The following is a 23,318-nucleotide window of genomic DNA, read 5'->3' as shown; positions in this document are numbered from 1 at the left end:
CCCCACGCGCCGCCCGCCGCCGCAGCGTCGCTGTACTCGGAGCTGGCGAGCCTCTACCTCGACCGGCTGGGCCAGGGCGCGCCCGCCGAGGCCGCGCTGCGCCAGGCGCTGCGGCTGGCCCCGGCGGACGCGGCGGTGCGCCGCCGGCTGGTGTCGCTGGTGGCGGGCCGCGGCGAGCTGCTGGAGGCCGCGGGCCTGCTGGAGGCCGCGGCGGCGGACGCCGAGGCCGCCGAGGCCGCGGCGCTGTTGCGCGAGGGCGTCACCTACGCGCGGCAGGCCCAGGAGCTGGACCGGGCGCTGGCCCTGGCGCGTCGCGCGCATGAGCGGGTGCCCGCGAAGGGCGAGGACCTGGCCACGCTGGCGGACCTGCTCTACCTGCGCGGCGCGGTGCGCGAGGCCCTGCCGCTGCAGGAGGCCCTGGTCCAGGCGGCGGACTTCCGCGCGGCCCCGGAGGCGGCGGAGGCCACGAGCCTGCGCCTGGGCGACCTGGCGGAGCAGGCCGGCGACGCGAAGCGCGCGGTGGCCGCGTACCGGTACCTCCTCGCGCAGCGTCCGCTGTGCGAGCGCGCCGTGGAGCGGCTCGCCGCGCTGCTGGAGCGCGACGACCCGCGCGGCGCCTTCGAGGTGCGCGTCGCCCACGCGCGGGTGCTGGCGCCGTCCGAGGACACCGTCGCGAGGCTGGTGTCGCTGGCGGAGCTGGCGCGCGAGGCGCTGGCGGACGCGGGCATCGCGGCGTCCCTGCTGTCGCACGCGGCGAAGATGGCGCGGGAGCCCCTGCCGCTGCGCCGTCGGCTCGTCGCGCTCTTCCGCGAGACGGGCCGCACGTCGGAGCTGCTGGCGGAGCTCCAGCCCGTGGCCGCGCTCAGCCTCCAGGCGGGGGACGTGGACGCCGCGCTCGCGGCCTACGACGAGGAGGCCCGGCTCGCCGAGTCGATGGGGCGCGTGGACGAAGCGCTGCGCGCGCTCGCCAGCGCCCGCGACCTGCTCGCCGAGGGGGGCCGCGACGCGGAGGCCGCCGCGTGCGAGCGGCGCCGCGCGGAGCTCCTGCGCGACGTGAAGCTGGACCTGAACGCGGCCGAGGCCTCGCTGGAGCGCGCCTTCGGGCTCGCCGCGGAGCTGGACACCGCGCGCATGGGCGCGGCCCTGGCCGAGCGCCGCGACGACGCCGCCGCCGAGGCGCGCTGGTGGGAGCGCGCGCTGCCCCGGATGACGGGCACGCGCGAGGGCGCGGCGGTGCTGCTGCGCCTGGCGCGCCTGCACCTGGGGGAGCTGGCGGACGCGCCGAAGGCGGAGGGCTTCCTGCGCCAGGCGCTGCGGCAGGACCGGTGGCTCACGGAGGCCGAGCGCCTGCTCGCGGAGCTGCTGGAGCGCGACGGCCGGCTCGCGGAGCTGGCCGCCTGGTACGAGGAGTGCGCGGAGTCGGAGCTGGACGCCGACCGTCACGCCGCGCTGCTCCTGCAGGCCGCGATCCTCTACCGCGACCGCGCGAACAAGCCGGAGGCCGCCGCCGCGGCGCTCATCGCCGCGCGCGCCGCGAAGCCGGACGACCTGGACCTGACCGCGCAGGCGGCGGAGCTGCTGCACCAGGTGCGCCGCCCCGCGGACGCCGCGGAGTTCGACGCCATCCTCCTGGAGGCGGATCCGTTCCGGGAGCCCGTCTTCTCACGCCACCGCGCCTTCCTGGAGGAGAGCGGCGAGCGCCAGGCCCTGGCCGAGCTGATGCTCCGCCGCGCCGAGCGCCAGCCGCCCGCCGAGGCCGCCGCGAGCTACCTCGCCGCCGCGCGCGCCTTCCGCGAAGAGGGGGCCCGCGAGCGCGCCATCCTCTGCGAGGACCGGGCCTTCGAGCTGGACCCCGCCAACGCGGAGGCCTTCCAGCACGTGCGCGAGCGCGCCGCCGGAGACGTGCGCCGGCTGGCGGACCTGCTGGGCCAGCGCGCGGAGGCCGTGTCTCCCTCGGAGGCGCTGCCCCTGCTGCGCGAGCGGGCCCAGCGCCTGCTGGACGCGGGCGAAGCGCTCAAGGCCGCGGAGGCCTTCGACGACTACCTGGGCCGCGCGGGCGGTGACGTGGACGCCCTCTGCGCGCGCGCCGACCTGGCCGCCCAGGGCGGGGGGCCCGCCGCCGCGCAGCCGTATGACCGCCGGGTGCTGGCGCTGGGCGGCGACGCGCTGCCGGTGCCGGTGCGCGTGCGCACGTGGCTGCGCCTGGGGCACGCGTCGCTCGCGTCGGGCGCGTTCCACGACGCGGCGGACGCCTTCGAGGCGGTGGTGTCGCTGGAGCCGGAGGGCGCGCGCGGCGGGGAGGCGCTGTCGCTGCTCGCGGAGGTGCACTCGCGCACGGGCAACGGCCCCGGCCTGTACCGGGCGTCGTTGCAGCTGGCGCGCAGGGCGCAGGACGCGGCGACGGAGGAGGTGCTGCTGCGCCGCGCGGCCGACCTGTTCGACGACCCGCGCGAGGCCATCGACGCGCTGGTCCCCCTGGCCCGGCTGCGCCCGGCGGACGCGGGCGTCATCGACCGCGCGGTGGAGGGCCTGCGCGCCCTGGGCCGCCACGGCGACCTGCTGGGCATCTACGAGGCGGGCGCGGAGGCCGCGGGAGGCTCGCGCGCCGCGGAGCTGCTGCTCGCCGCCGCGTCCGTGGCGAACGAGTCGCTGTCGGACGCGGACACGGCCTGGGCCCTCACGCGCCGCGCGGCGGAGGCGGACCCGGAGAACCCGGCCGCCCTGCGCGCGCTGGTGGAGGGCCTGCGCGCGCGCAAGGCGTCCGCGGAGCTGCTCGCCGCGCTGGAGCGGCTGATCCCCCTCACGGACGACGCGGACGAGGCCGCGGTGCTCCGGCTGGAGCTCGCGGGGCTGGCGAAGGACGCCGGCCGCGAGGACGCCGCGCGCGACGCGCTGGAGGTCGTGGTGGCGCGGGGCCCCTCCGGCGCCGGCTACGCGGACGCGCTGGAGGCCCTGGAGCCGCTGCTCGGGGAGGCGCACGCGCGCCGCGCCGAGGTCCGCGTGGCTCGCGCGGAGCTGGCGTCGGGCGAGCAGCGGGTGTCGCTGCTGGTGGCCGCCGCGCGCGCCTTCGAGAAGGCGGGCCTGCTGGAAGACGCGCTGAAGGCCGCGAAGGCCGCCGTCGCCACGGAGCCGGACCTGCGCGCCGCGCTGCTCGTCGCGCACCTGCACCGCGCCTCCGGAGACGCGCCCCGCGCGGCCCGCGCGCTGCTCCAGGCCGCGAGGCTCGCCACCCCGGAGGAGCGTCCGCCGCTGCTGCTGGAGGCCGCCGGCCTCTGGGAGAAGGCGGGCGAGATGGGCGAGGCGCTGGAGGTCGTCGAGCGCATCGCCACCGACGCGCCGGACATGCTGTCCGCGTCGGAGCTGGCCGAGCGCTTCGCCCGCCTGGGCGCCTTCGCGCGCGCCCTGGACGTGGGCTTCGCGCCCGCCATGGCCGCGGGCGAGTACACCGACGCGCTGGCCATGGCCGCGCAGGCGGGCGACGTGCCCCGCACGCGCGTGGCCCTCTGGGCCCTGGTCGCGCTGCCGGACGCGGACCCCGCCCACGCCGCCGCGCTGGCGGACGGGCTGCGCGAGGACGTGGAGTGGGAGGGCCTGCTGGAGCTGGCGGCGGTCTCCTACGACCGGGACCCCGCCTTCGCCGTGGCGCTGCGCGACGAGGTGCTGCGCGCCCGCTCGGCCCCGACCTTCGCGCGCCTGCGCGCCCTGGAGGAGCTGGGCGGTGAGCCTGGCCTCGCCGCGCGCCTGATGCTCCTGTTGCCGGAGCTGGGCCTGGAGCCGGAGGCCCTGGCGGAGGCGGTGCTCACGCGCGTGCGCGCGCTGCCGGAGAAGGCGCGGCTGGAGTCGCTGGCCTTCGCCGCGGACGGCTGGCCCGCGCGCCGCGAGGGGCTGCTGCGCGAGCGCTACGCCCTGGAGCGCGCGCTGGGCCACCTGGAGCCCGCGGAGCGCACGCTGGCGCTCATCGCCCGGGACACGAGCGACGCGAAGGCGCGCGCGCTGCTGCACCTGGAGCGCGGTGAGCTGCTCCAGGGCCCGCTGGCCCAGCCCGCCGAGGCGCGCGAGGCCTTCGAGGCGGCCCTCTCCGACGACGCGGACAACCTCGCCGCCGTGCAGGCGCTGCTCGCGCTGGTGGACGAGGCGCGCGAGGCCCCGGTGTTCCTCACGCTGGCGGACACCCTCGCGAGGCTCGCGGGCCCCGACGCGTGGGCGCCGCACCGCGAGCGCCTGGCGGACGCCTTCGAGGCACGGCAGCGCTGGGCCGAGGCGGCCACGCAGCTGGAGCAGCTCGCGGACACGGACGAGCGGCTGGCCCGCCGCGTGAAGTTCGCCGAGGCGCGCGGCCTGGTGGGCGAGGCGCTGCGGCTGCGCGAGCGCCTCACGCGGGACCCCGCGGAGCTGGAGGTCATCCTGCGCGGCTACCTGGACGCGCAGCTCGTGGGCCCTGCGGTGCGGCTGGCGGAGCGGCTCGCGGACGCGAAGCAGCTCACGCCCGCGCTGACGCGGTGGGTGACCGAGCGCCTCTCTCCGTCCCCGGACGGCGCGGTGCTCGCGGTGCGCTTCTGGCCCGCGCTGCTGCGGGAGAAGTGGCCGGACGTGGACGGCTGGACGCTGTACGCGGAGGCGCTGCACGCCGTGGGGCGCCCGGAGGCGGAGCGCACGGACGGCATCGGCGCCGCGCTCGTCGGCAGCGACGCCCCCGCGCCGCGCGCCCCCGTGTCCCGCCTGGAGCGCCCCGCGCGGGACTTCCAGCACCCGGAGCCGGCCGGCCTGGTGCCGGTGACGGAGGCGAGCCTCGCGCGGCTGCACGTCGCGCTGAAGCCGGTGCTGGAGTCGCTGGGCGCGGAGGGCGTGCGCGTGTCCGTGGATCCTCGCGGTGGCGTGGAGGCGTACCTCACGGCGCCGGACGCGCTGGTGCTGGGCGCGGGCGCGCTCGGCTGCTTCGGCGCGGTGGAGCTGGGCTGGCTGTGCGCGCTGGCGCTGGCGCTGGGGGCCGAGGGCGTGGAGCTGACCCGCCCCGGCGCGGTGCTGGCGTGGGAGGCCGCGGCGGTGGCGGCCTGGCGCGCGATGCCCGCGTCGCTGGCGGCGGGGCGCGTGCTGGCGCGGCTGGACCCGGACGTGCGCGGCGGTGACCCGGCGGGCGTGGAGGTGGGGGCGGTGCTCTCCCGCAGCGAGGCCTTCCGCCAAGTGGCCCTGGCGTCGCTGGACGCCTAACCTGGAGCGCGTCATGCACCTGAAGCGACTGGCAGTGGCGCTCTTCCCCGCGGTGGTGGTGGCCGTGGCGGTGGGCTGTTTCTCCGACCCTGTCTACCCGGGCAACCAAGTGGTGGGGACGTTCCGCTTCCAGGCGAAGCTGGACGCGGCGCGCACCACGTGCGACGCGGGCTCGCGCGACTTCGCGCAGCTGGACGACGCGGGCACCTTCTCCTTCGAGGGCACCTTCTCCCGCGACACCGACGCGGGCACGGGCTTCTTCACCGTGCAGGGCTTCTCGCGCGACGCGGGCTACACCGGCCAGAGCGTGTCCTCCACCCACCGCGCCATCGCGCGCCGCGACTCGTGCGGCTCGGGCTGCGAGGACCCTGAAATCGAGGAAGCGCTGAACGTGCTGCTCCTGAGCGACAGCCAGGCGCGCAACGTGGCGCGCGACTGCACCCTCCTGGATGGCGGCGTGCCCGAGGGCGACATCCCCGCGCCCACGGAGAACGGCTACGACGTGTCGCTCGCGTGCGGCACGCTCCAGGACGTCTTCCTGCCGGGCAAGGGCGCGGCGTGCAATTGCAACCCGTCCACCTGCACCACCGTGTACACGGTGAGCGGCGACCGCATCGACTGAAACACCCGGGGCCTGTCTCCGTCGTGTAACGTGCGCCGCCCCGAAGTGGAGGATGGAATGGCGAAGCGTGCGGTGGTGCTCCTGTCCGGAGGCCTGGACTCAACGACGTGCCTGGCGATGGCGAAGGCGGACGGCTTCGAGCCGGTGTGCCTGTCCATCGCCTACGGACAGCGCCACGCGGTGGAGCTGGAGCGGGCCCGGAAGGTCGCGGCCGCCATGGGCGTGCGCGACGTGCGCGTGGTGACGGTGGACCTGCGGCAGGTGGGCGGCTCCGCCCTCACGGACGACATCCCGGTGCCCAAGGACCGCTCGGAGGACGCCATGTCCCACGACGTCCCCGTGACCTACGTGCCCGCGCGCAACGCGCTGTTCCTCTCCATGGCGCTGGGGCTGGCGGAGGTGGTGGGCGCCACGGACCTCTACATCGGCGTCAACGCGGTGGACTACAGCGGCTACCCGGACTGCCGCCCGGAGTTCATCCGCTCCTTCGAGTCCATGGCCCAGCTGGCCACCAAGGCGGGCGTGGAGGGCGCGACCTTCAAGGTGCACGCGCCGCTGTCCGGCCTCACCAAGGCGCAGATCATCCAGGCCGGCGTGAAGCTGGGCGTGGACTACGGGATGACGCACTCCTGCTACGACCCGGACGCCCAGGGGCGCGCGTGTGGCCGCTGCGACAGCTGCCTCCTGCGCGCCAGGGGCTTCCAGGAGGCGGGCGTGCCGGACCCCACCGTCTACGCGGACGGGGTGCGCTGATGCGCGCCGCGGCGGGCCTCACGCTGACCCTGGCGCTGCTCGGAGGCGCACCGGCCCTCGCGGAGGACGCGAAGCCGGCCGCGAAGCCCGCGTCGACGCCGAAGCCCGCCGCGCCGAAGGTGGAGCTGGTGGACGCGGCCACCGTCATCCCGGACCTGGTGCTGGACCTGCGCTACGCGACGAAGGACAACTTCCTCAAGCGGCAGGTGTACCCGGACGGCGCGCGGTGTCTGCTGTTGCCGGACTCGGTGAAGCGCCTGACGCAGGCCGCGGAGGCGCTGCGGGCCCAGGGCTACCGGCTGAAGGTGTACGACTGCTACCGGCCGCGCGCGGTGCAGTATGAGATGTGGAAGCTCATGCCCAAGCCCGGCTACGTGGCGGACCCGCGCAAGGGCTCCAACCACAACCGGGGCGGGGCGGTGGACCTGACCCTGGTGACGAAGGACGGCGAGGCGGTGGAGATGCCCACCCCCTTCGACGACTTCACCCCCGCGGCGCACCACGGCTACACCGGCGGCACCCCCGCCTCGCGCGAACACCGCGAGGTGCTGCGCAAGGCCATGGAGGGCGCCGGCTTCCAGCGCAACCGGATGGAGTGGTGGCACTACGACCTGCCCGGCGCTACGAAATTGCCGGTGCTGGACGTGCCCTTCACCCCGGCCGGGTGACGCCTGCTCGCCTGGCTGCCCAGTGGTTTCGCGCGGTTGCGTCATGGACTGCGCGTTGGTGGGCGCGCGCGAGGAGTGCCTGCTATTCCTGGCGTCCCATGAGTCAATCGCTCGCGGCCGGCCTGGAAAACACGCTCATCTCTCCGAACCCGGGGGCCTCGGCGCTGGCGCCCACCCTGGCGTCCGGTGCGTCCACGACCCAGCGGCGCAACACGGTGCTGCCGCGCGTGGAGTGGAAGGGGCAGCAGCCCAGCGTGATTCCGCTCCAGCGCGAGCGCTTCGAGGAGGTGCGCCCGCTGGGGCAGGGCGGCATGGGCGAGGTGGTGCTCATCCGCGACCACGACATCGAGCGGGAGGTCGCGCTCAAGCGGCTGCCGCCGGGCGCGGACCTGGACCGGGTGCTGCGCTTCGTGGAGGAGATCCGCACGGTGGGCATGCTGGACCACCCGAACATCGCGCCCGTGCACGACGTGGGCGTGGACGAGCAGGGCCGGTACTACTTCCTGATGAAGCACCTGAAGGGCGAGACGCTGGAGTCCATCATCGCCCGGCTGCGTCGCTCGGAGCTGGACGCGCTGGTGCGCTATCCATTCCAGGTGCGGGTGCAGATCTTCCTGGGCGTGCTGCACGCGGTGGCCTACGCGCACGGCAAGGGCTTCATCCACCGCGACCTGAAGCCCGCGAACATCATGGTGGGCCCCTTCGGCGAGGTGACGGTGCTGGACTGGGGCCTCGCGCGGCGCGTGGGCGCGCCCGCCACCCCCAGCCTCCCGGACGGCGCGCCCAGGGACCCGCACCCGGCGCGGCCGCTCCAGACGGAGCTGGGCTCGGTGGTGGGCACGCCGCTCTACATGTCCCCGGAGCAGGCGCGCGGCGAGCACGACACGATGGACGCGCGCAGCGACGTCTACAGCCTGTCCGTCCTCTTCCACGAGCTCCTGTCGCTGACGCACTACCTGGAGGGCCTCCAGTCGGTGCCGGACATCATGGCGGCGGTGCAGACGCGCACGCTGGACATGGGGGCCATGCACCGGAACACGGCGCAGGGGCCGGTGCCCGCGGAGCTGATGTGGTTCGTGAAGAAGGGGATGAGCAAGGCCCCCCAGGACCGCTTCGAGTCCGTGGACGACATGGTGGCGCAGCTGCAAGCCGCGCTGGAGGGCCGCATCCACGTGCACTGCCAGCGCACGATGCTGAAGAAGACCCTGCACCAGGGCCTGCGCATCGCGGACCGCAACCCCATGGCCCTCACGCTGGCGGGCTTGGTGGGCGCGGGCCTGGTCATCGCGTCGGCGGTGAACCTGGGCATGTCGCTCTTCGGCGGGATGCTCCACTGAGCTTCGGGAGGGCCTCGTAACTTCCGGGCGCGTCCGGGGTTCAATGCGGCACCATGCGCGCCCTCCCTGTCTGGCCCCTGGTGGCCGTGTGCCTGTCGTGTGCGTCCCGGTCGCAGGTCACGGCACCTGAAGCGGCAGCCGCGCCCTTCGATGAAGCGCGCGCGGTGCACGTGTTGCAGCGGCTGGCGTATGGCCCCTCGGGCAGGGACCTGGCGGAGATGAAGCGGCTGGGCGTGGACGGCTGGGTGGACGCCCAGCTCCAGCCCGCGCCCCGGGATGCGCCGCCGTCCGCGCTGGAGGCGAGGCTCCAGGCGTTCCCCACGCTGGGGATGTCCATGGGGCAGCTCATGGAGGACTACCCCCGGCCGCCGCCGGAGCTGCCCCCCGAGGAGAAGCGCGAGCGGGGCCCCGCGCGCGTCGTCTTCGAGCGCTCCTCCGCGAGGGTGCTGCGCGCGGTGGAGAGCCCGCGCCAGCTGGAGGAGGTGCTGGTGGACTTCTGGTTCAACCACTTCAACGTCTCCGAGGACAAGGGCGTGGTGCGGTGGCTGGCCACGTCCTACGAGCGCGACGCCATCCGGCCGAACGTCTTCGGCACCTTCCGGGAGCTGCTGGGCGCGACGGCGCACCACCCGGCGATGCTCTTCTACCTGGACAACTGGCGCAGCACGCGGGAGGGGCTGAGCCAGGAGGCGCTGCGCCACCCGCGCCGCTTCCGCCGCCAGGCCGCGATGGTGGAGGGCGCGGAGGACGAAGAGGACGCGAAGCCGAAGCTGGGCCTCAACGAGAACTACGCGCGCGAGCTGCTGGAGCTGCACACGCTGGGCGTGGACGGCGGCTACACGCAGGACGACGTGCGAGAGGTCGCGCGGTGCTTCACGGGCTGGAGCATCCGCCAGCCGGGGAAGGACCCCGCGTTCGTCTTCCGGAAGGTGGCGCACGACACCGACGCCAAGCGGGTGCTGGGGCAGGTGCTCCCGGCGGGCGGAGGGGCGCAGGACGGAGAGCGGGTGCTGGACCTGCTCGCGAGCCACCCCGCGACGGCGCGTCACGTGGCGCTGAAGCTCGCGCGGCGCTTCGTCGCGGATGCGCCGCCACCGGCGCTGGTGGACCGCGTGGCGAAGGTGTTCCTCGACACGAAGGGAGACCTGCGCGCGGTGTATCGGGCGCTGTTCCAATCGCCGGAGTTCCAGGCGCCGCGGGCGCGCGCCGCGAAGGTGAAGACGCCGTTCGAGTACGTGGTGTCCGCGCTGCGAGCGACGAACGCGCAGGTGGAGGTGACGCCCCGGCTGCTGCGCCACCTGGCCCTGATGGGCGAGCCGCTCTACCGGGCCCCTGCACCCACCGGCTACCCGGAGGTGGCGGAGCCGTGGGTGAACAGCGGAGCGCTGGTGGCGAGGCTCAACTTCGGCCTGGACCTGGTGGGAGGCCGGCTGCCCGGCGCGCGCGTGGCGTTGGCTGCGTTCGCGCCGAAGCCGGCGCCCACGGCGGTGGAGTGGGTGGACGGCCTGGGGCAGGCGCTGCTGGGCGCGAAGCCTTCCGAGGAGACACGGGCCACCATCCTCGCGGCGCTGGCGGAGAAGCGCGAGGCCGCGAGCGCCGTGGACGAAGCGCCGCCCGTGGACGTGCCACTCATCGCGGGGCTGCTGCTCGGCTCGCCGGAGTTCCAGAAACAATGACGACACGCCCCTCCCGCAGGCAGCTCCTCCAGGCCCTGGGCGCGACCGGCGCGGGCCTCGTGCTGGCGCCGTCCTTCCTCTCCCGCGCCTGGGCCGCGAGCCCCCGCGATACGCCCGCCCGTCGTGCGCTGGTGACGGTCTTCCTGCGCGGCGGCGCGGATGGCCTGTCCCTGGTGCCGCCCGTGGAGGATGACGCCTATCAGCGCGCGCGCCCCACGCTGGCGCTCACGTTCCAGGGCGAGCACGCCGCGCTGAAGCTCACGGGGCCCTTCGGCCTGCACCCGTCCCTCGGGGCGTTGATGCCGCTGTGGTCGGAGGGGCGGCTCGCGGTGCTCCCCGGGGTGGGCCTGCCCGTCGCGCCGCGCTCGCACTTCGACGCGCAGGACTTCCTGGAGTCCGGCACGCCGGGCCGCAAGTCCACCGCGGACGGCTGGCTCAACCGCGCGCTGGTGGACGCGAAGGACGCCGCCCCCCTGCGCGCCGTGGCGCTGCAACCCACGCTGCCGCGCGCGCTCTATGGCGACGCGGGAGCGCTCGCGATGGGCCGGCTGGAGGACTTCCGGCTGCGCACCGGCCGCCAGCATGGCGGCGCGCGCCAGGGCTTCTCCGCGCTCTATGCCGGCGCGGTGGATCAGGCCCTGAAGGGCGCGGGCGCGGACGCCTTCGAGGCCATGTCGAAGCTGGACGGCGCCCGCCTCGCGAAGCGGCCCGCGTCGCCCGGCGTGACGTACCCGGGGACGCCGCTGGCCCGCCGCCTCCAGGACATCGCGCGCCTCATCCAGGGCGACGTGGGCCTGGAGGTCGCCGCGACGGAGATGGGCGGCTGGGACACGCACGTCGCCCAGGGCGTCGCGCAGGGCGCGTTCGCGAAGCGCTGCGAGGAGCTGGGCAACGCGCTGGCCGCGTTCGCGGCGGACCTGGGCCCGAGGCTCGACGCCGTGACGGTGCTGGTGATGACGGAGTTCGGCCGCACCGTGAAGGAGAACGGCAACCAGGGCACGGACCACGGCGTGGGCGGCGTGATGTTCGCGCTGGGCGGCGGCGTGAAGGGCGGGGTGCACGGCCGCTTCGAGGCGCTCACGGCGGACCGGCTCCAGGACGGCCGGGACGTGCCCTCCTGGACCGACGTCCGCGCCCCCCTGGCCGAGGCCCTGCGCGCCTGCCGCCCCGGCGTGGCCCTGGCGAAGGTGTTCCCCGGCTATCAGGAGCGCGGGTCCCTCGGGATGTTCACCTGAGCTCCTCCCCGACGGCATGGGCGCCGGCGAGGTCGTGGCGGCCTCGCGCGGCGCTCGGCGGTCGCCGCGGGAGCGGGCGGTGTGATGGACTGGCGGCGTGCAACGCGTCCGCCGCCCCCTCATGGCCCTCCTCCTCATCGTCGGCATGCTGTACCTCGGGCTGTGCGCGGTGCTCTTCGCCGCGCAGCGCTCGCTCATCTACCCCGCGCCCCGCACGGAGCCCGCGAACCTGCGCGGCCAGCCCGGCTTCGGCGTGGTGCCGCTGGCCAACGGCCTCGACGTGGATCGCTTCTACCTGCCCGCGCCGCCGGGCGCCCCCACGGTGGTGCACTTCCACGGCAACGGCGAGCAGCTCCTGGGGCAGCGCGAGCTGGGCCAGGCGCTGGGAGACGCGGGGCTGGGCTTCCTCGCGGTGGAGTACCCGGGCTACGGCGCGTCGCCGGGGAGCCCGTCGGAGGCGGGCCTGTACGCGTCCGCGGAGGCCGCGCTCCAGCTCCTGCGCGACCAGGGCGTGAAGCCGGAGGACATCGTGCTCAGCGGGCGCAGCCTGGGCTCCGGCGTCGCCGTGGAGATGGCCCGGCGCGGGTACGGTGCACGCATGGTGCTGGTGTCCCCGTACACGTCCATGGTCGCCATGGGCCAGCGCACCCTGCCCTTCCTGCCCGCGGCGCTGCTGATGCGCGACCGCTTCCAGTCGCTCGACAAGGCCCGGGACATCCCCATCCCCGTCCTCATCATCCACGGCGAGGAGGACGAGGTCGTCCCCGTGGACATGGGCCGCGCGCTGGGCCAGCGCTTCCCCCACGCCCGGGTGGTGACCGTGCCCGGCGCCCACCACAACGACGTGCTGGAGCGGAGCGGCCAGCAGCAGCTCGCGCGGATGGCCACGTTCGCGCTCGACGGGAGCTGAGCCGGGCCTCGCGCCCCCTGGCCCAGGACCCATGACGTCCTGCGTTGCGTTCCCTTGCGCCTACCGGCGACCCCCGGATTATGCTCCGTGTCATCAACGCGATGTTTCATCGCGTCCTCAAGCTCCCCCGAGGGATGGATGAGCATCGACCCGGCCCCCGCCGCGACCCTGTCCGAAGCGGCCCGTGAAATCGTCGAAGTGGGCCGCTTCCTCAGCGTGCGCAACTTCGTGCCCGCCACCAGCGGCAACTTCTCCCGCAGGCTGGACGCGCGCACCGCCGCCGTCACCCGCTCCGGCGTGGACAAGGGCGAGCTGGTGGAGGCGGACATCCTGGTCGCGGACATCCACGCGCCGCCGCCCAGGGGCTCGTCCGCGGAGACGCCCCTGCACCTCCAGCTGTACCGGGACCGCCCGGAGGCGCAGGCCGTGCTGCACACGCACTCCGTGGTGGCCGCGCTCCTGTCGAACCTGCGGCTGCCGGAGGGGGAGCTGGTGCTCCAGGACTTCGAGCTGCTCAAGGCCCTGGGCGACACCCGCACGCACGAGGCGGCGGTGTCCATCCCCATCTTCCCCAACGACCAGGACATCCCCCGGCTCGCGGACAAGGTGACCGCGCTGCTCGCGAAACGCACGGACCTGGTCGCGTATCTCATTGCCGGCCACGGGCTCTACACCTGGGGCCGGAGCATGGCCGAGGCCCGCCGCCACGTGGTGGCGCTGGAACACCTGCTGACGTACGAACTCGAGAAGATGAAGGTGCGGCGATGAGCAAGCTGATTGTCTACAACGACCACCAGCCGGAGGCGCCGCTGGGCGTCTACACCGAGCCCGAGGACATCCGTCGCGAGCTGAGGCCCGCGGGCGTGCGCTTCGAGCGCGTGGACGCGTCCGTGGACCTGCCGGAGGGCGCGGGCCAGGAGGAGGTCCTCGCGGCCTACAAGCACGTCGTGGACGCGGAGATGAAGGCCCACGGCTACAACACCGTGGACGTGGCGCGCATCAAGCCGGACGCCCCCAACGTGGAGGCCGCCCGCCAGAAGTTCCTCTCCGAGCACAAGCACACGGAGGACGAGTCGCGCATCATGGTGGAGGGCAGCGGCTGCTTCTACCTGCACGCCGGCGACAAGGTCTTCCAGGTGGAGTGCACCCGCGGCGACCTCATCAGCGTGCCGGAGGGGATGAAGCACTGGTTCGACATGGGCGAGAAGCCCCGGTTCGCCGCCATCCGCTTCTTCATCCGCCCGGACGGCTGGGTGGGCCACTTCACCGGCGAGGCCATCGCCGAGCGCTTCCCGAAGTACGCGCCGTGAGTGCCCCCAAGGCGGTCGTCACGGACATCGAGGGCACCACCAGCTCCATCGCCTTCGTGAAGGACGTGCTCTTCCCCTTCGCCCGGAGGCACCTGGCGGAGTACGTCGCCACGCACGGCCAGGAGGCCGCCGTGCGCCAGTGCCTGTCGGACGCCCGCACGCTCGCGGGCGAGCCGGCGTTGGATGAGGTGGGCACCGTCGCCTTGCTCCAGCGCTGGATCAACGTGGACCGCAAGGCCACGCCGCTCAAGACGCTCCAGGGCCTCATCTGGGAGGACGGCTACGCGCGCGGCGAGATTCAGGGCCACGTCTACGCGGACGCGGCCCGGGCCCTGCGCGAGTGGCACGCGAAGGGGCTGCGCCTGTATGTCTATTCGTCCGGCAGCATCGCCGCGCAGAAGCTGATCTTCGGCCACAGCGTGGAGGGCGACCTGACGCCGGTGTTCTCCGGCTACTTCGACACCACCACCGGGCCCAAGGTGGAGGCGGCGTCGTACACGAAGATCGCCCAGGCGCTGGAGCTGCCGCCCGGCGACCTCCTGTTCCTCTCCGATAACGTGGCGGAGCTGGACGCGGCGAGGCAGGCGGGCTTGCGCACCGCGGCCCTGGACCGGGGCGAGGTGGCCCTGCCGCCCGGCCACGGGCACCCGGTGTTCCACGACTTCACGTCGCTCGACCCGTTCGCGCGCGTGTCCTGATTCGATTCCCCACCCCGGAGCGGAGCCTCCCCCATGTCGAGTTCCAACAAGCCCGTGCTGGGCATCATCGGCGGCAGCGGCCTGTACCAGATTGACGGGCTGACGGACGTCTCGTGGCGCCGGGTGTCGTCGCCCTTCGGTGAGACGTCGGACGCGTTCTGCTTTGGCCGCATCGGCGACCAGCCGGTGGTGTTCCTGCCGCGCCACGGGCGCGGGCACAAGATCCCGCCGTCGGAGCTGAACTTCCGCGCCAACATCGACGCGCTCAAGCGCAGCGGCGTGACGGACATCCTCTCCGTCTCCGCGGTGGGCAGCCTGCGCGAGGACCTGCCGCCCGGCACCTTCGTGGTGGTGGATCAGTTCGTGGACCGCACCTTCGCGCGCGTGAAGAGCTTCTTCTCGCAGGGGCTGGTGGCGCACGTGTCCATGGCGAAGCCTACGTGCCCGCGCCTGGGCGACGCGGTGATGTCCGCGTGCGAGGGCCTGGACATCCAGGTGGTGCGCGGCGGCACGTACCTGGTGATGGAGGGCCCGCAGTTCTCCACGCTGGCGGAGAGCAGGCTGTACCGGCAGTGGGGCTGCGACGTGATCGGCATGACCAACATGCCGGAGGCCAAGCTCGCCCGGGAGGCGGAGATCTGCTACGCGAGCGTGTCGATGGTCACGGACTACGACTGCTGGCACCCGGACCACGACGCGGTGACGGTGGACCAGGTGGTCGCCGTGCTGCTGGGCAACGCGGGCAAGGCGCGCGGGCTGGTGAAGAACATCGCGCCGCTCGTGGGCCAGCACGCCACCCCGTGCCACGCCGGCTGCCAGACGGCGCTGGAGCACGCCATCATGACCTCGCCGGACGCGCGCGACCCGGCCCTGGTGGAGAAGCTCTCCGCGGTGGCGGGCCGCGTCCTCAAGCGCTGAGCGCGGGAACAAGGAAGACACGGCGATGAAAGTCCAAGGCGTTCCGATGCGCTCCATCTGGGTCGAGTCCGACGGCTGGAGCGTCGGCGTCATCGACCAGACGCGCCTGCCGCACGCGTTCGTGAAGGTGCGGCTGTCCACGGCGGACGAAGCGGGCCACGCCATCCGCAGCATGTTGGTGCGCGGCGCGCCGCTCATCGGCGCCACGGCGGCGTATGGCGTGTGCCTGGCCATGCGGCAGGACGCGTCCGACGGCGCCCTGGAGCAGGCGCTGACGATGCTCCGGGCCACGCGGCCCACGGCGGTGAACCTGCACTGGGCGCTGGACGGGATGCGCCAGGTGCTCGCGCCGCTGAAGCCGTCCGAGCGCGTGGCGGCGGCGTACCGGCAGGCGGCGGCGCTGTGCGACGAGGACGTGGCCATCAACCGCGCCATCGGCGAGCACGCGCTGAAGCTCTTCCAGGAGGCCTGGGACAAGAAGGGCCGCCAGGGGCGGCTGAACGTGCTCACGCACTGCAACGCCGGCTGGCTGGCCACGGTGGACTGGGGCACGGCGCTGGCGCCCATGTACCTGGCGCACGACGCGGGCATCCCCCTGCACGTCTGGGTGGATGAGACCCGCCCGCGCAACCAGGGCGCGGTGCTGACGGCGTGGGAGCTGGGACAGCACGGCGTCCCGCACACGGTCATCGCGGACAACGTCGGCGGCCACCTGATGCAGCACGGCGAGGTGGACCTGTGCATCGTCGGCACGGACCGCACGACCGCGCGCGGGGACGTGGCGAACAAGATTGGCACGTACCTGAAGGCGCTGGCCGCGAAGGACAACGGCGTGCCGTTCTACGTGGCGCTGCCGTCGCCCACCATCGACTGGGCCATCCAGGACGGCGTGAAGGAGATCCCCATCGAGCAGCGCGACGGCGCGGAGCTGAGCGACGTGACGGGCCGGCTGCCGTCGGGGGACATCGCCACGGTGCGGATTACTCCGCCGGGGAGCCCCGCCGCGAACTACGCGTTCGACGTGACGCCCGCGCGGCTGGTGACGGCGCTCGTCACGGAGCGCGGCGCGTGTCCGGCGACGGAGGAGGGGCTGCTGTCGCTCTTCCCGGAGCGGCGCGCGCAGCGGAGCGCGGCGAAGTGAGCGGAGCGGGGGGCCACCGCGCGCTGCGCGAGGCGATGGTGGCCACCGCGCGGCGGATGAACACGTCCGGGCTGAACCAGGGCACGTCCGGCAACCTGAGCCAGCGGGTGGAGGGCGGCTTCCTCCTCACGCCGTCCGGGCTGGGCTACGAGGCGATGACGCCGGAGGACCTGGTCCTCATGCGCTTCGACGGCTCGCACGAGGGCCACCGCAGGCCGTCCACGGAGTGGCAGCTGCACCGGGACCTCCTCCAGGCCCGGCCGGAGGTGGGCGCGGTGCTGCACGCGCACAGCATGTTCAGCACCACGCTGGCGTGCCTGCGCCGGGGCATCCCCGCCTTCCACTACATGGTGTCCGCGGCGGGCGGCACGGACATCCGGTGCGCGGAGTACGCGACGTTCGGCACGCCGGAGCTGGCGCGGAACATGATGGCGGCCCTGGAGGGCCGCAAGGCGTGCCTGCTGGCCAACCACGGGATGGTGGCCGTGGGCGCGGACCTGGCGGCGGCCTGGAAGCTGGCGGTGGAGGTGGAGACGCTGGCGGCCATGTACTGGCGCGCGCTCCAGCTCGGCGAGCCGGTGCTGCTGGACGACGCGGAGATGGCGCGCGTGTTCCAGCAATTCCAGGGCTATGGCCAGTAGGCGTCGCTCCGCGCGCCAGTTCCTGCATGATTCTCCGGGTCCCTGCCTCTAAGGCGGGAAGGGGCGCGGGAGGGGCCGGTCATCTCGGGTCCCCAGGAGGAGTCGGCATGCTGCGGTGGGTTCTCGGGTGCATGGTGATGATGGCACTGGGGTGTGCCTCGCTCATGCCGTCGGGGCGGGAGCCCGCGGACCCGCGGCTGGCGGACGCGCTCCAGGCCTACGCGCAGGCCGCGACGCTCTACGAGGAGGGCCGGTACGCCGAGGCCGTGGCCCCTGGCGAGCGCGCCCTGGCGCTGCGGGAGGCCGTGCTCGGGGGCTCGCATCCGGACGTCGCCTCCTGCCTGAACCTGCTGGGGGAGGTGTACCGGCTCCAGGGGGACCTCGCCCGGGCCGGCGTCCTTCACGAACGCGCGCTGGCCATCCGGGAGGCGGTGGTGAACGACGACGCGGTGAAGTCCGTCACGGCGGCCAGGCTGCTCGGCTTCGCCGCGTCCCCCATGATGGAGACGGACCGGCAGGCCGGGGGCTTCTACGACCACGGGCACGCGCTGTCCCGGCGGACGAACAACCTGTTCAGCATGGACAAGCGCCGCCGCATGGGGACGTTCGCCAGCCAGGAGGCGACCCTCAACGAGAACCAGTCCGCCTACGCCGAGTCCCTCAACAACCTGGCCAACCTCTACCAGCAGCAGGGGCTCTACAGCCGGGCGGAGCCGCTCTACTCGCGCGCCTTGGATTTGCGCGAGACGGTGCTCGGCAAGCACCACCTCACCGTCGCGGACTCGCTGAACAACCTGGCGCTGCTCTACCGGGAGCAGGGGCTCTACGGCCGGGCGGAGCCGCTCTACGTGCGGGCGCTCGGCCTGCGCGAGTCGGCGCTGGGCAAGGCGCATCCGCTCGTCGCGGACTCGCTCGACACGCTGGCCACGCTCTACCAGGACCAGGGCCAGTACGGCCGGGCGGAGCCGCTGGGCCTGCGCGCGCTCTCCCTCCGGGAGGAGGCGCTGGGCAAGGCGCACCCGTTGGTCGCGGACTCGCTCAACAACCTGGCCAACCTCTATCAGGACCAGGGGCTGGATGAGCGCGCGGAGCCGCTCTACGTGCGGGCCCTCGCCATCCGGGAGGCGGCGGCGGACGGCAGCCCTTCGGACCTGGCCGCCGCGCTCAACAACCTGGCCACGCTCTACCAGGCGCAGGGGAAGTACGCCCAGGCGGAGCCGCTCTACGCGCGGGCGCTGGCGCTCTGGGAGCAGGCGCTCGGCGCGCGCCATCCGCACGTCGCCGCCTCGCTCAACAACCTGGCCACCCTGTACCGGAAGCAGGGGCGGTACGGCCAGGCGGAGCCGCTGTACGCGCGGGCGCTGGCCATCTGGGAGGAGGTGCTCGGCCGGAACCACCCGGACGTCGCCGGGTCGCTCAACAACCTGGCCAATCTCTACCGGGACCAGGGGAGGTACCGCCAGGCGGAGCCGCTGTACGCGCGGGCGCTGTCCATCCGTGAGGCCGTGCTGGGCCGGAACCACCCGGACCTCGCGGCGTCCCTCAACAACCTGGCCCGCCTGCGCCTGGCGCAGCACCGCCTGGATGACGCGGTGCCGTTGTTCCAGCGGGCGTTCGGCGTCTCCGAGCAGCGGCTGCGCCGCGAGGCCCTCGAGTTCTCCGAGGCGCGGCTGGCCAGCTTCCTCCAGCACCTGCGCGCGGACGAGGAGCAGCTCTACGCGCTCGTGCGCGCGCACCCGGACTCCGAGGCCGCCCGGCGGCTGGCGTTGAGCGCCGCGCTGCTGCTCAAGGGCCGCTCCGTGGAGGAGACCGCGGACATCTCCCGCGCGGTCTACCGGAGCCTGGGCGCGGAGGAGCGCGGCACCTTCGAGCGGCTGCGCAAGCTGCGCACCCAGCTGGCCAGCCTCTCGCTCCACGGGCCTGGCGCGCTCACGCCGTCCGCGTATCAGCGGCAGCTCACGGCGCTGACCGCGCAGGGGGACGCGCTGGAGGCGACGCTCGCCAGCCGCTCCGCGCCGCTGCGCGCCCTGGCCGCGCTGCCCGCGCCCGGCGACATCGTCGACCGTGTCGCCGGGGCCCTGCCGGACGACGGGGCCCTCGTGGAGTTCATCACTTACGAGGACCGTCCCCTCGTGCCGGGGACGGGCACGGCCCACCTGCGCTGTCTGGCGTTGGTGCTCCTGCCCGACGGGGGCATCCGCGCGTTGGACCTGGGGCCCGCCGCGCCCATCGAAGCCGCGGCCTCGAGCCTGCGGGATGCGCTGGCCCGCCGGGACGCGGCCTTCGAGGACACCGCCCACGCGCTCTACCGGCTCGCCTTCCAGCCGCTGCTGCCGGTGCTGGGGAGGGCGCGCCGGCTCTTCCTCTCGCCGGATGGCGAGCTGGCGCTGGTGCCCTTCGCGGCGCTGCACGACGGGCGGCGGTACCTGGTGGACCGCTACGACTTCACCTACGTCACGTCCGGAAAGGACCTGCTGCCCAGGCCCCAGCAACCGAGGCCCGCGTCGTCCGTGGTGGTGCTGGCGGATCCGGCCTTCAACACGGGGCGCCCGGCCTCCACGGGGAGCGCGCCCGTGGTGGCGGAGCGCTCCCCGTCATCGCGGCGCGAGGACCTGGTGGCGCGCGACTGGGCGCCGGTTCCGTTGCCGGGCTCCCGCGAGGAGGCGGAGGCCATCCAGCGCCTGTTCCCGCAGGCGCAGCTGTTCCTGGGGGCGAAGGCGACGAAGGACCGGCTGCTGCACCTGCGCACGCCGGGCATCCTGCACCTGGCGACCCATGGCTTCTTCCTGGAGGACGCCGCCGCGCCGGAGAACGCGCGGGCCGTCGCGACCTTCGGGGCGCTGGGCGAGGATCCGCGGGCCCCGCGCCCACCGGATCCGCTGCTGCGCTCCGGCCTGCTGCTCGCGGGGGAGACGGAGAAGTCGAGCGCGTCCGACAGCGCGCTGGTGACGGCGCTGGAGCTGGCGGGGCTGGACCTGTGGGGCACGCAGCTGGTGGTCCTGTCCGCCTGTGACACGGGCCGGGGCGCCGTGCGTCGCGGCCAGGGCGTCTACGGCCTGCGCCGGGCGTTCCTGGTCGCGGGGGCGGAGACGGTGGTGATGAGCCTCTGGAAGGTGGACGACGCGACGACGCGCACCTTGATGGAGACCTACTATCGCCACCTGCTCGGAGGCGAAGGGCTGGCCACGGCGCTGCGTGAGGCGATGCGGGAGCTGCGCCGCGCCCAGCCCCATCCGCACTACTGGGCGCCGTTCATCGCCATGGGCCGGGACACCCCCCTGCGGCTGCTTCAGGGGGCCGGCGAAGGCCGCGCGGAGTAAGCCGCCGGGAGTTCGCCATCCCATGCCGCGCCGGCGTGATGGCCGAGGCGCTCGCCACCTGGGGAAGGGAGGCTCAGGCGCTGCGCAGCGTGAGCAGCGTCACCTCGGGCGGGACGCCGATGCGGAAGGGGAGCCAGTGCCCCGTGCCGCCGGAGACGTAGAGGTGGCTGTCCTTGAAGCGATAGCGGCCCAGCATGTGCTTGAAGGCGAAGCCGAACAGCGGAACGCCCAGGAAGGCCACCTGGCCGCCGTGGGTGTGCCCTGAGAGCGTCAGGCGCGCGCCGCGCTCGGCGGCGTAGGGGAAGAAGTCCGGGTGGTGGGAGAGGCAGAGCACCACGTCGTCCGGCTGGCCCCCCGTGAAGGCCGTCTCCGCCGAGTACCGCCAGCGCCGGTCGCGCCCGGCGCGGTTGCCGCCGGACATGGGGAAGTCCACGCCCACCACGCGCACGCGCTGACCGCCGTGCTCCAGGACGTGGGGCTCATCCACCAGCAGCCGGACCGGCGCCCCCCGCTGGGCCAGCTGCGCGTAGCCCTCCAGGACCTCGTCGAGCCCGCGCCAGTGCTCGTGGTTGCCGAGCACCGCGAGCATGCCGTGGCGGGCCGTCGTGGAGGCGAGCGCGGCCATCGTCTCGTCGAGCTGGTTCACGTCGTCGATGAGGTCCCCGGTCATCACCTGGAGGTCCACGCCGGCGGTGTTCATCACCGCCACGGCGCCGCGCAGGTACTCGGGGGAGATGAAGGGGCCCACGTGCACGTCGGTGATCTGCCCGATGCGGAAGCCGTCGAGCGCGGCGGGGAGGCCGCGCAGCTTCACCTCCACCTCGCGCACGGTGAAGCCCAGGCTGCCGCTCACGACGCCCACTGCGCTGGAGCCCATGGCGAAGACGGGCATGGCCTGTCCGGCCTTCACCAGGAGGTCCCGGCGGCCCAGGTCCACGCCCGGCGGCGCGGCCTGCCGCCGGCGTTCGGCGCGCAGCTTGAGGAGGAGGAACGGCGGGCCCATCAGCATCACGAACAGCGCGGCGATGCTCCACACGACGGCGAACAGCTTCACCGGCACGAGGGCCGCAGGCGTGTGGCGCAGGCCGAAGCCGGTGACGGCCGGCACCGTCCAGGCCGTGAACGCGAAGACCGAGAGGCCCAGCAGCACGCCATGGCGCCAGCCCCGCGTGAGCGAGGGCACCACCCTGCGCAGCACGACGTACGCGCCCAGGTAGACGAACAGCAGGACCAGCAGCCTTCCCATGATGTGCGCGCTCTTCCGTGTGAGGAGCCCCGAGGATAACGGACCCCCTGACAGCGCGCTGTCTCCCGTCACCGGGTTGCCCGCCTCCTGGGCTCCATGGGATTGAACATGGAATAAATTGATGCGGAAGTTCATGCGCGCATCCATCGAGGCAAGGAGGGTGGACCTTGGAACCAGGACTGGGATGCGTTCATCCGGAGGGGACAAGGTGCCGCACCGCTCCCCGCGTACTTCGAACATGCCTCCTGGATGATTCAGAAACACGGACTCTTTGGGCTGACGATGACGTATTGGCAGCAGGTAGAACGCGCGCCTGTACCCGCCGAGGACTGCGCCATGCGCTACTTCTCTATCGAGAGGATGAACTTCGATGAGCCGGGACAGTGGAGTGGAAAGTATCGGGCGCGCCATCGATGGCATCTGTCTGGCGTCGACTGTCCCCGATTCGGTCCCTGGGCACGGATGGATGCCTTCCCATCCGTGGAGCTCTCCGCTGTGGAGGAGCCGGTGCTGGCCGAGCCCAAGGGGCCCATGTCTGTCGCTGAATACAACCGGCTGGTGGCCCTGATTCGCCCGTTTGTTCCTCCCGAGCTGCCCGTGAGAGCAGGGGGCTCGTTCGGGCCCATGGTCGGAACCGCCCAAGGCAGGTTCGGCCCCGTGACCTGCTGGCCTTCGTGGGAGGTGGTCCTCCGCGAGGACGCGGTGGACCTGCTCAAGGCCGAAGGGCTTCAGGGCGTCATCGCGGTCCGTATGGACCTCCGTGCCCGCCAGAGCACGATGCCTGCGCTCTACGGGTTGGAGGCCCGGCCCCTGGCCCGGCTGCATCGGTGAATGGAAGACGCCCGCCTGTGACATTTGCGGCAAGCCAGAGTCATTCTCCCTGCCGCCGAAGCGCTGGCTCTTACGCTCCACCGTGCCCGAAGGGCTCGACGTCTTCGGCGTCGAAGGCGCGAACCTACACGTCGTCAGCGAGCGCTTCGTCGAAACCGTGCAGCGCCTGGGGCCCAGCGACGTGCACTACCGCGAGCTTCCCGCCGAGTAGTCACATCCCCCCACCCGGGCTCGCGAGCCGCAGGTGCGAGTGCAACGTCTCCGCGCGCAGGTACAGGAACTGCGCGTCCCCGAAGGCCAGCGCGTCTCCGTCCGCGAGCATCCGCTCCTCGCCCTCGCCCAGCTCCGCGGCGTTCAGCCAGGTGCCGTTCATGGACTTCAGGTCCCGCACGGAGCACGTCCCCTGCGCCGCGTGCCAGCGCAGCACCGCGTGCTGCTTCGACACGGACGGGTCGTGCACCATCAGCGCGCACCCCTCCGTGCGCCCCACCCGCAGCTCCTGCCCGTCCCGCTCCGGCCCCAGGAAGTGGACCTCCAGCGAGTCGAACGCCTGGAGCATGACGAGCAGCCGGTCCACCAGCCGCGACCGGTGCGCCATCCCCACCGTGCGCGCCTCCGCCAGCCGCAAGGCCACCTGCTGGAACACCGGCTCCGGCGGCTGCTGGATGAGCACCACCGGTCCGGAGGCTTGCAGGAACGCCTGCACGGGCGCGAACGCGAACGGGCGGAGCTGTTGGACGGATGGCATCACGTCCAGCAGGTTACCCCCAGCCCCGCCCCGGCGCGAGCCGCCGGACTCCCAGT

Annotated in this window: 16 protein-coding genes and 2 pseudogenes; 16 read left to right on the top strand and 2 right to left on the bottom strand. The window is 73.8% G+C overall.

Annotation, left to right across the window (positions count from 1 at the left end; genetic code table 11):
• The 15 genes and pseudogenes from U8525_RS16070 to U8525_RS16000 form a co-directional block, all read left to right on the top strand.
• A pseudogene (locus tag U8525_RS16070) lies at nucleotides 1-5,208 on the top strand (flagellar hook-length control protein FliK); the annotation flags it as partial.
• 13 nt (nucleotides 5,209-5,221) lie between these two features.
• Nucleotides 5,222-5,830: a hypothetical protein gene (locus tag U8525_RS16065; protein ID WP_374266504.1), complete on the top strand. Its 609-nt coding sequence runs from the start codon at nucleotides 5,222-5,224 to the stop codon at nucleotides 5,828-5,830.
• Between the two features lie 57 nt (nucleotides 5,831-5,887).
• Nucleotides 5,888-6,583: a 7-cyano-7-deazaguanine synthase QueC gene (gene queC / locus U8525_RS16060; RefSeq protein WP_374266502.1), complete on the top strand. Its 696-nt coding sequence runs from the start codon at nucleotides 5,888-5,890 to the stop codon at nucleotides 6,581-6,583.
• Complete coding sequence (gene ddpX / locus U8525_RS16055) at nucleotides 6,583-7,251, top strand: D-alanyl-D-alanine dipeptidase (RefSeq protein WP_374266500.1); 669 nt, start codon at nucleotides 6,583-6,585, stop codon at nucleotides 7,249-7,251. Before queC ends, ddpX begins: the two co-directional genes overlap by 1 nt.
• Nucleotides 7,252-7,349: 98 nt before the next feature.
• Complete coding sequence (locus U8525_RS16050) at nucleotides 7,350-8,588, top strand: serine/threonine-protein kinase (RefSeq protein WP_374266498.1); 1,239 nt, start codon at nucleotides 7,350-7,352, stop codon at nucleotides 8,586-8,588.
• A gap of 53 nt (nucleotides 8,589-8,641) precedes the next feature.
• The gene (locus U8525_RS16045) at nucleotides 8,642-10,264 is read left to right on the top strand and encodes a DUF1800 domain-containing protein (RefSeq protein ID WP_374266496.1); all 1,623 of its coding nucleotides are present in this window, start codon (nucleotides 8,642-8,644) and stop codon (nucleotides 10,262-10,264) included.
• The gene (locus U8525_RS16040) at nucleotides 10,261-11,499 is read left to right on the top strand and encodes a DUF1501 domain-containing protein (RefSeq protein ID WP_374266494.1); all 1,239 of its coding nucleotides are present in this window, start codon (nucleotides 10,261-10,263) and stop codon (nucleotides 11,497-11,499) included. The genes U8525_RS16045 and U8525_RS16040 overlap by 4 nt, the downstream gene beginning before the upstream one ends.
• A gap of 97 nt (nucleotides 11,500-11,596) precedes the next feature.
• Complete coding sequence (locus U8525_RS16035; protein WP_374266492.1) at nucleotides 11,597-12,409, top strand: alpha/beta hydrolase; 813 nt, start codon at nucleotides 11,597-11,599, stop codon at nucleotides 12,407-12,409.
• A gap of 138 nt (nucleotides 12,410-12,547) precedes the next feature.
• Nucleotides 12,548-13,177, top strand: a complete 630-nt coding sequence (locus U8525_RS16030) for a methylthioribulose 1-phosphate dehydratase (protein WP_374266490.1) — start codon at nucleotides 12,548-12,550, stop codon at nucleotides 13,175-13,177.
• On the top strand, nucleotides 13,174-13,719 hold the full coding sequence (locus U8525_RS16025) for an acireductone dioxygenase (protein WP_374266488.1): 546 nt from the start codon (nucleotides 13,174-13,176) through the stop codon (nucleotides 13,717-13,719). The genes U8525_RS16030 and U8525_RS16025 overlap by 4 nt, the downstream gene beginning before the upstream one ends.
• A complete protein-coding gene (gene mtnC / locus U8525_RS16020) occupies nucleotides 13,716-14,417 on the top strand; it encodes an acireductone synthase (RefSeq protein ID WP_374266486.1) in 702 nt (233 codons plus the stop codon). The genes U8525_RS16025 and mtnC overlap by 4 nt, the downstream gene beginning before the upstream one ends.
• Nucleotides 14,418-14,450: 33 nt before the next feature.
• Nucleotides 14,451-15,335: an S-methyl-5'-thioadenosine phosphorylase gene (locus U8525_RS16015; protein ID WP_374266484.1), complete on the top strand. Its 885-nt coding sequence runs from the start codon at nucleotides 14,451-14,453 to the stop codon at nucleotides 15,333-15,335.
• Nucleotides 15,336-15,360: 25 nt separating this feature from the next.
• Nucleotides 15,361-16,476 carry an S-methyl-5-thioribose-1-phosphate isomerase gene (gene mtnA / locus U8525_RS16010; RefSeq protein WP_374266482.1) on the top strand — a complete coding sequence of 372 codons (1,116 nt, stop codon included), beginning with the start codon at nucleotides 15,361-15,363 and terminating at the stop codon, nucleotides 16,474-16,476.
• Nucleotides 16,473-17,117, top strand: coding sequence for a class II aldolase/adducin family protein (locus U8525_RS16005; protein ID WP_374266480.1), 645 nt, complete (start codon nucleotides 16,473-16,475; stop codon nucleotides 17,115-17,117). Before mtnA ends, U8525_RS16005 begins: the two co-directional genes overlap by 4 nt.
• A 107-nt stretch (nucleotides 17,118-17,224) precedes the next feature.
• Entirely contained in the window at nucleotides 17,225-20,437 is a 3,213-nt protein-coding gene (locus U8525_RS16000) for a tetratricopeptide repeat protein (protein ID WP_374266478.1), read from the top strand.
• A gap of 73 nt (nucleotides 20,438-20,510) precedes the next feature.
• On the opposite strand, the gene U8525_RS15995 is transcribed toward U8525_RS16000, so the two are convergent.
• Nucleotides 20,511-21,683 carry a metallophosphoesterase gene (locus U8525_RS15995; protein ID WP_374266476.1) on the bottom strand — a complete coding sequence of 391 codons (1,173 nt, stop codon included), beginning with the start codon at nucleotides 21,681-21,683 and terminating at the stop codon, nucleotides 20,511-20,513.
• Nucleotides 21,684-21,800: 117 nt separating this feature from the next.
• On the opposite strand from U8525_RS15995, the pseudogene U8525_RS15990 reads away from it, so the two are divergent.
• Nucleotides 21,801-22,725: pseudogene (locus U8525_RS15990) on the top strand (double-CXXCG motif protein).
• On the opposite strand, the gene U8525_RS15985 reads toward U8525_RS15990, so the two are convergent.
• Nucleotides 22,726-23,262 (bottom strand): FHA domain-containing protein, encoded by a 537-nt coding sequence (locus tag U8525_RS15985; RefSeq protein ID WP_374266474.1) that lies wholly within the window; start codon nucleotides 23,260-23,262, stop codon nucleotides 22,726-22,728. It abuts the pseudogene before it with no gap.
• Nucleotides 23,263-23,318: the final 56 nt, after the last annotated feature.

Source organism: Corallococcus sp. RDP092CA (assembly GCF_041903675.1).
Lineage (GTDB): Bacteria > Myxococcota > Myxococcia > Myxococcales > Myxococcaceae > Corallococcus.
The sequence above is the reverse complement of the archived record's forward strand: the minus strand, read 5'-3'. Positions and strand labels throughout refer to the sequence as shown.

What these genes read in the sequence shown, in the direction of transcription:
- U8525_RS16040 (WP_374266494.1), top strand. Translation starts at nt 10,261, where the DNA reads ATGACGACACGCCCCTCCCGCAGGCAGCTCCTCCAGGCCCTGGGCGCG.
- U8525_RS16030 (WP_374266490.1), top strand. Translation starts at nt 12,548, where the DNA reads ATGAGCATCGACCCGGCCCCCGCCGCGACCCTGTCCGAAGCGGCCCGT.
- mtnA (WP_374266482.1), top strand. Translation starts at nt 15,361, where the DNA reads ATGAAAGTCCAAGGCGTTCCGATGCGCTCCATCTGGGTCGAGTCCGAC.
- U8525_RS16000 (WP_374266478.1), top strand. Translation starts at nt 17,225, where the DNA reads ATGCTGCGGTGGGTTCTCGGGTGCATGGTGATGATGGCACTGGGGTGT.
- U8525_RS16065 (WP_374266504.1), top strand. Translation starts at nt 5,222, where the DNA reads ATGCACCTGAAGCGACTGGCAGTGGCGCTCTTCCCCGCGGTGGTGGTG.
- U8525_RS16015 (WP_374266484.1), top strand. Translation starts at nt 14,451, where the DNA reads ATGTCGAGTTCCAACAAGCCCGTGCTGGGCATCATCGGCGGCAGCGGC.
- ddpX (WP_374266500.1), top strand. Translation starts at nt 6,583, where the DNA reads ATGCGCGCCGCGGCGGGCCTCACGCTGACCCTGGCGCTGCTCGGAGGC.
- U8525_RS16050 (WP_374266498.1), top strand. Translation starts at nt 7,350, where the DNA reads ATGAGTCAATCGCTCGCGGCCGGCCTGGAAAACACGCTCATCTCTCCG.
- queC (WP_374266502.1), top strand. Translation starts at nt 5,888, where the DNA reads ATGGCGAAGCGTGCGGTGGTGCTCCTGTCCGGAGGCCTGGACTCAACG.
- U8525_RS15985 (WP_374266474.1), bottom strand. Translation starts at nt 23,262, where the DNA reads ATGCCATCCGTCCAACAGCTCCGCCCGTTCGCGTTCGCGCCCGTGCAG.
- U8525_RS16045 (WP_374266496.1), top strand. Translation starts at nt 8,642, where the DNA reads ATGCGCGCCCTCCCTGTCTGGCCCCTGGTGGCCGTGTGCCTGTCGTGT.
- U8525_RS16025 (WP_374266488.1), top strand. Translation starts at nt 13,174, where the DNA reads ATGAGCAAGCTGATTGTCTACAACGACCACCAGCCGGAGGCGCCGCTG.
- U8525_RS15995 (WP_374266476.1), bottom strand. Translation starts at nt 21,683, where the DNA reads ATGGGAAGGCTGCTGGTCCTGCTGTTCGTCTACCTGGGCGCGTACGTC.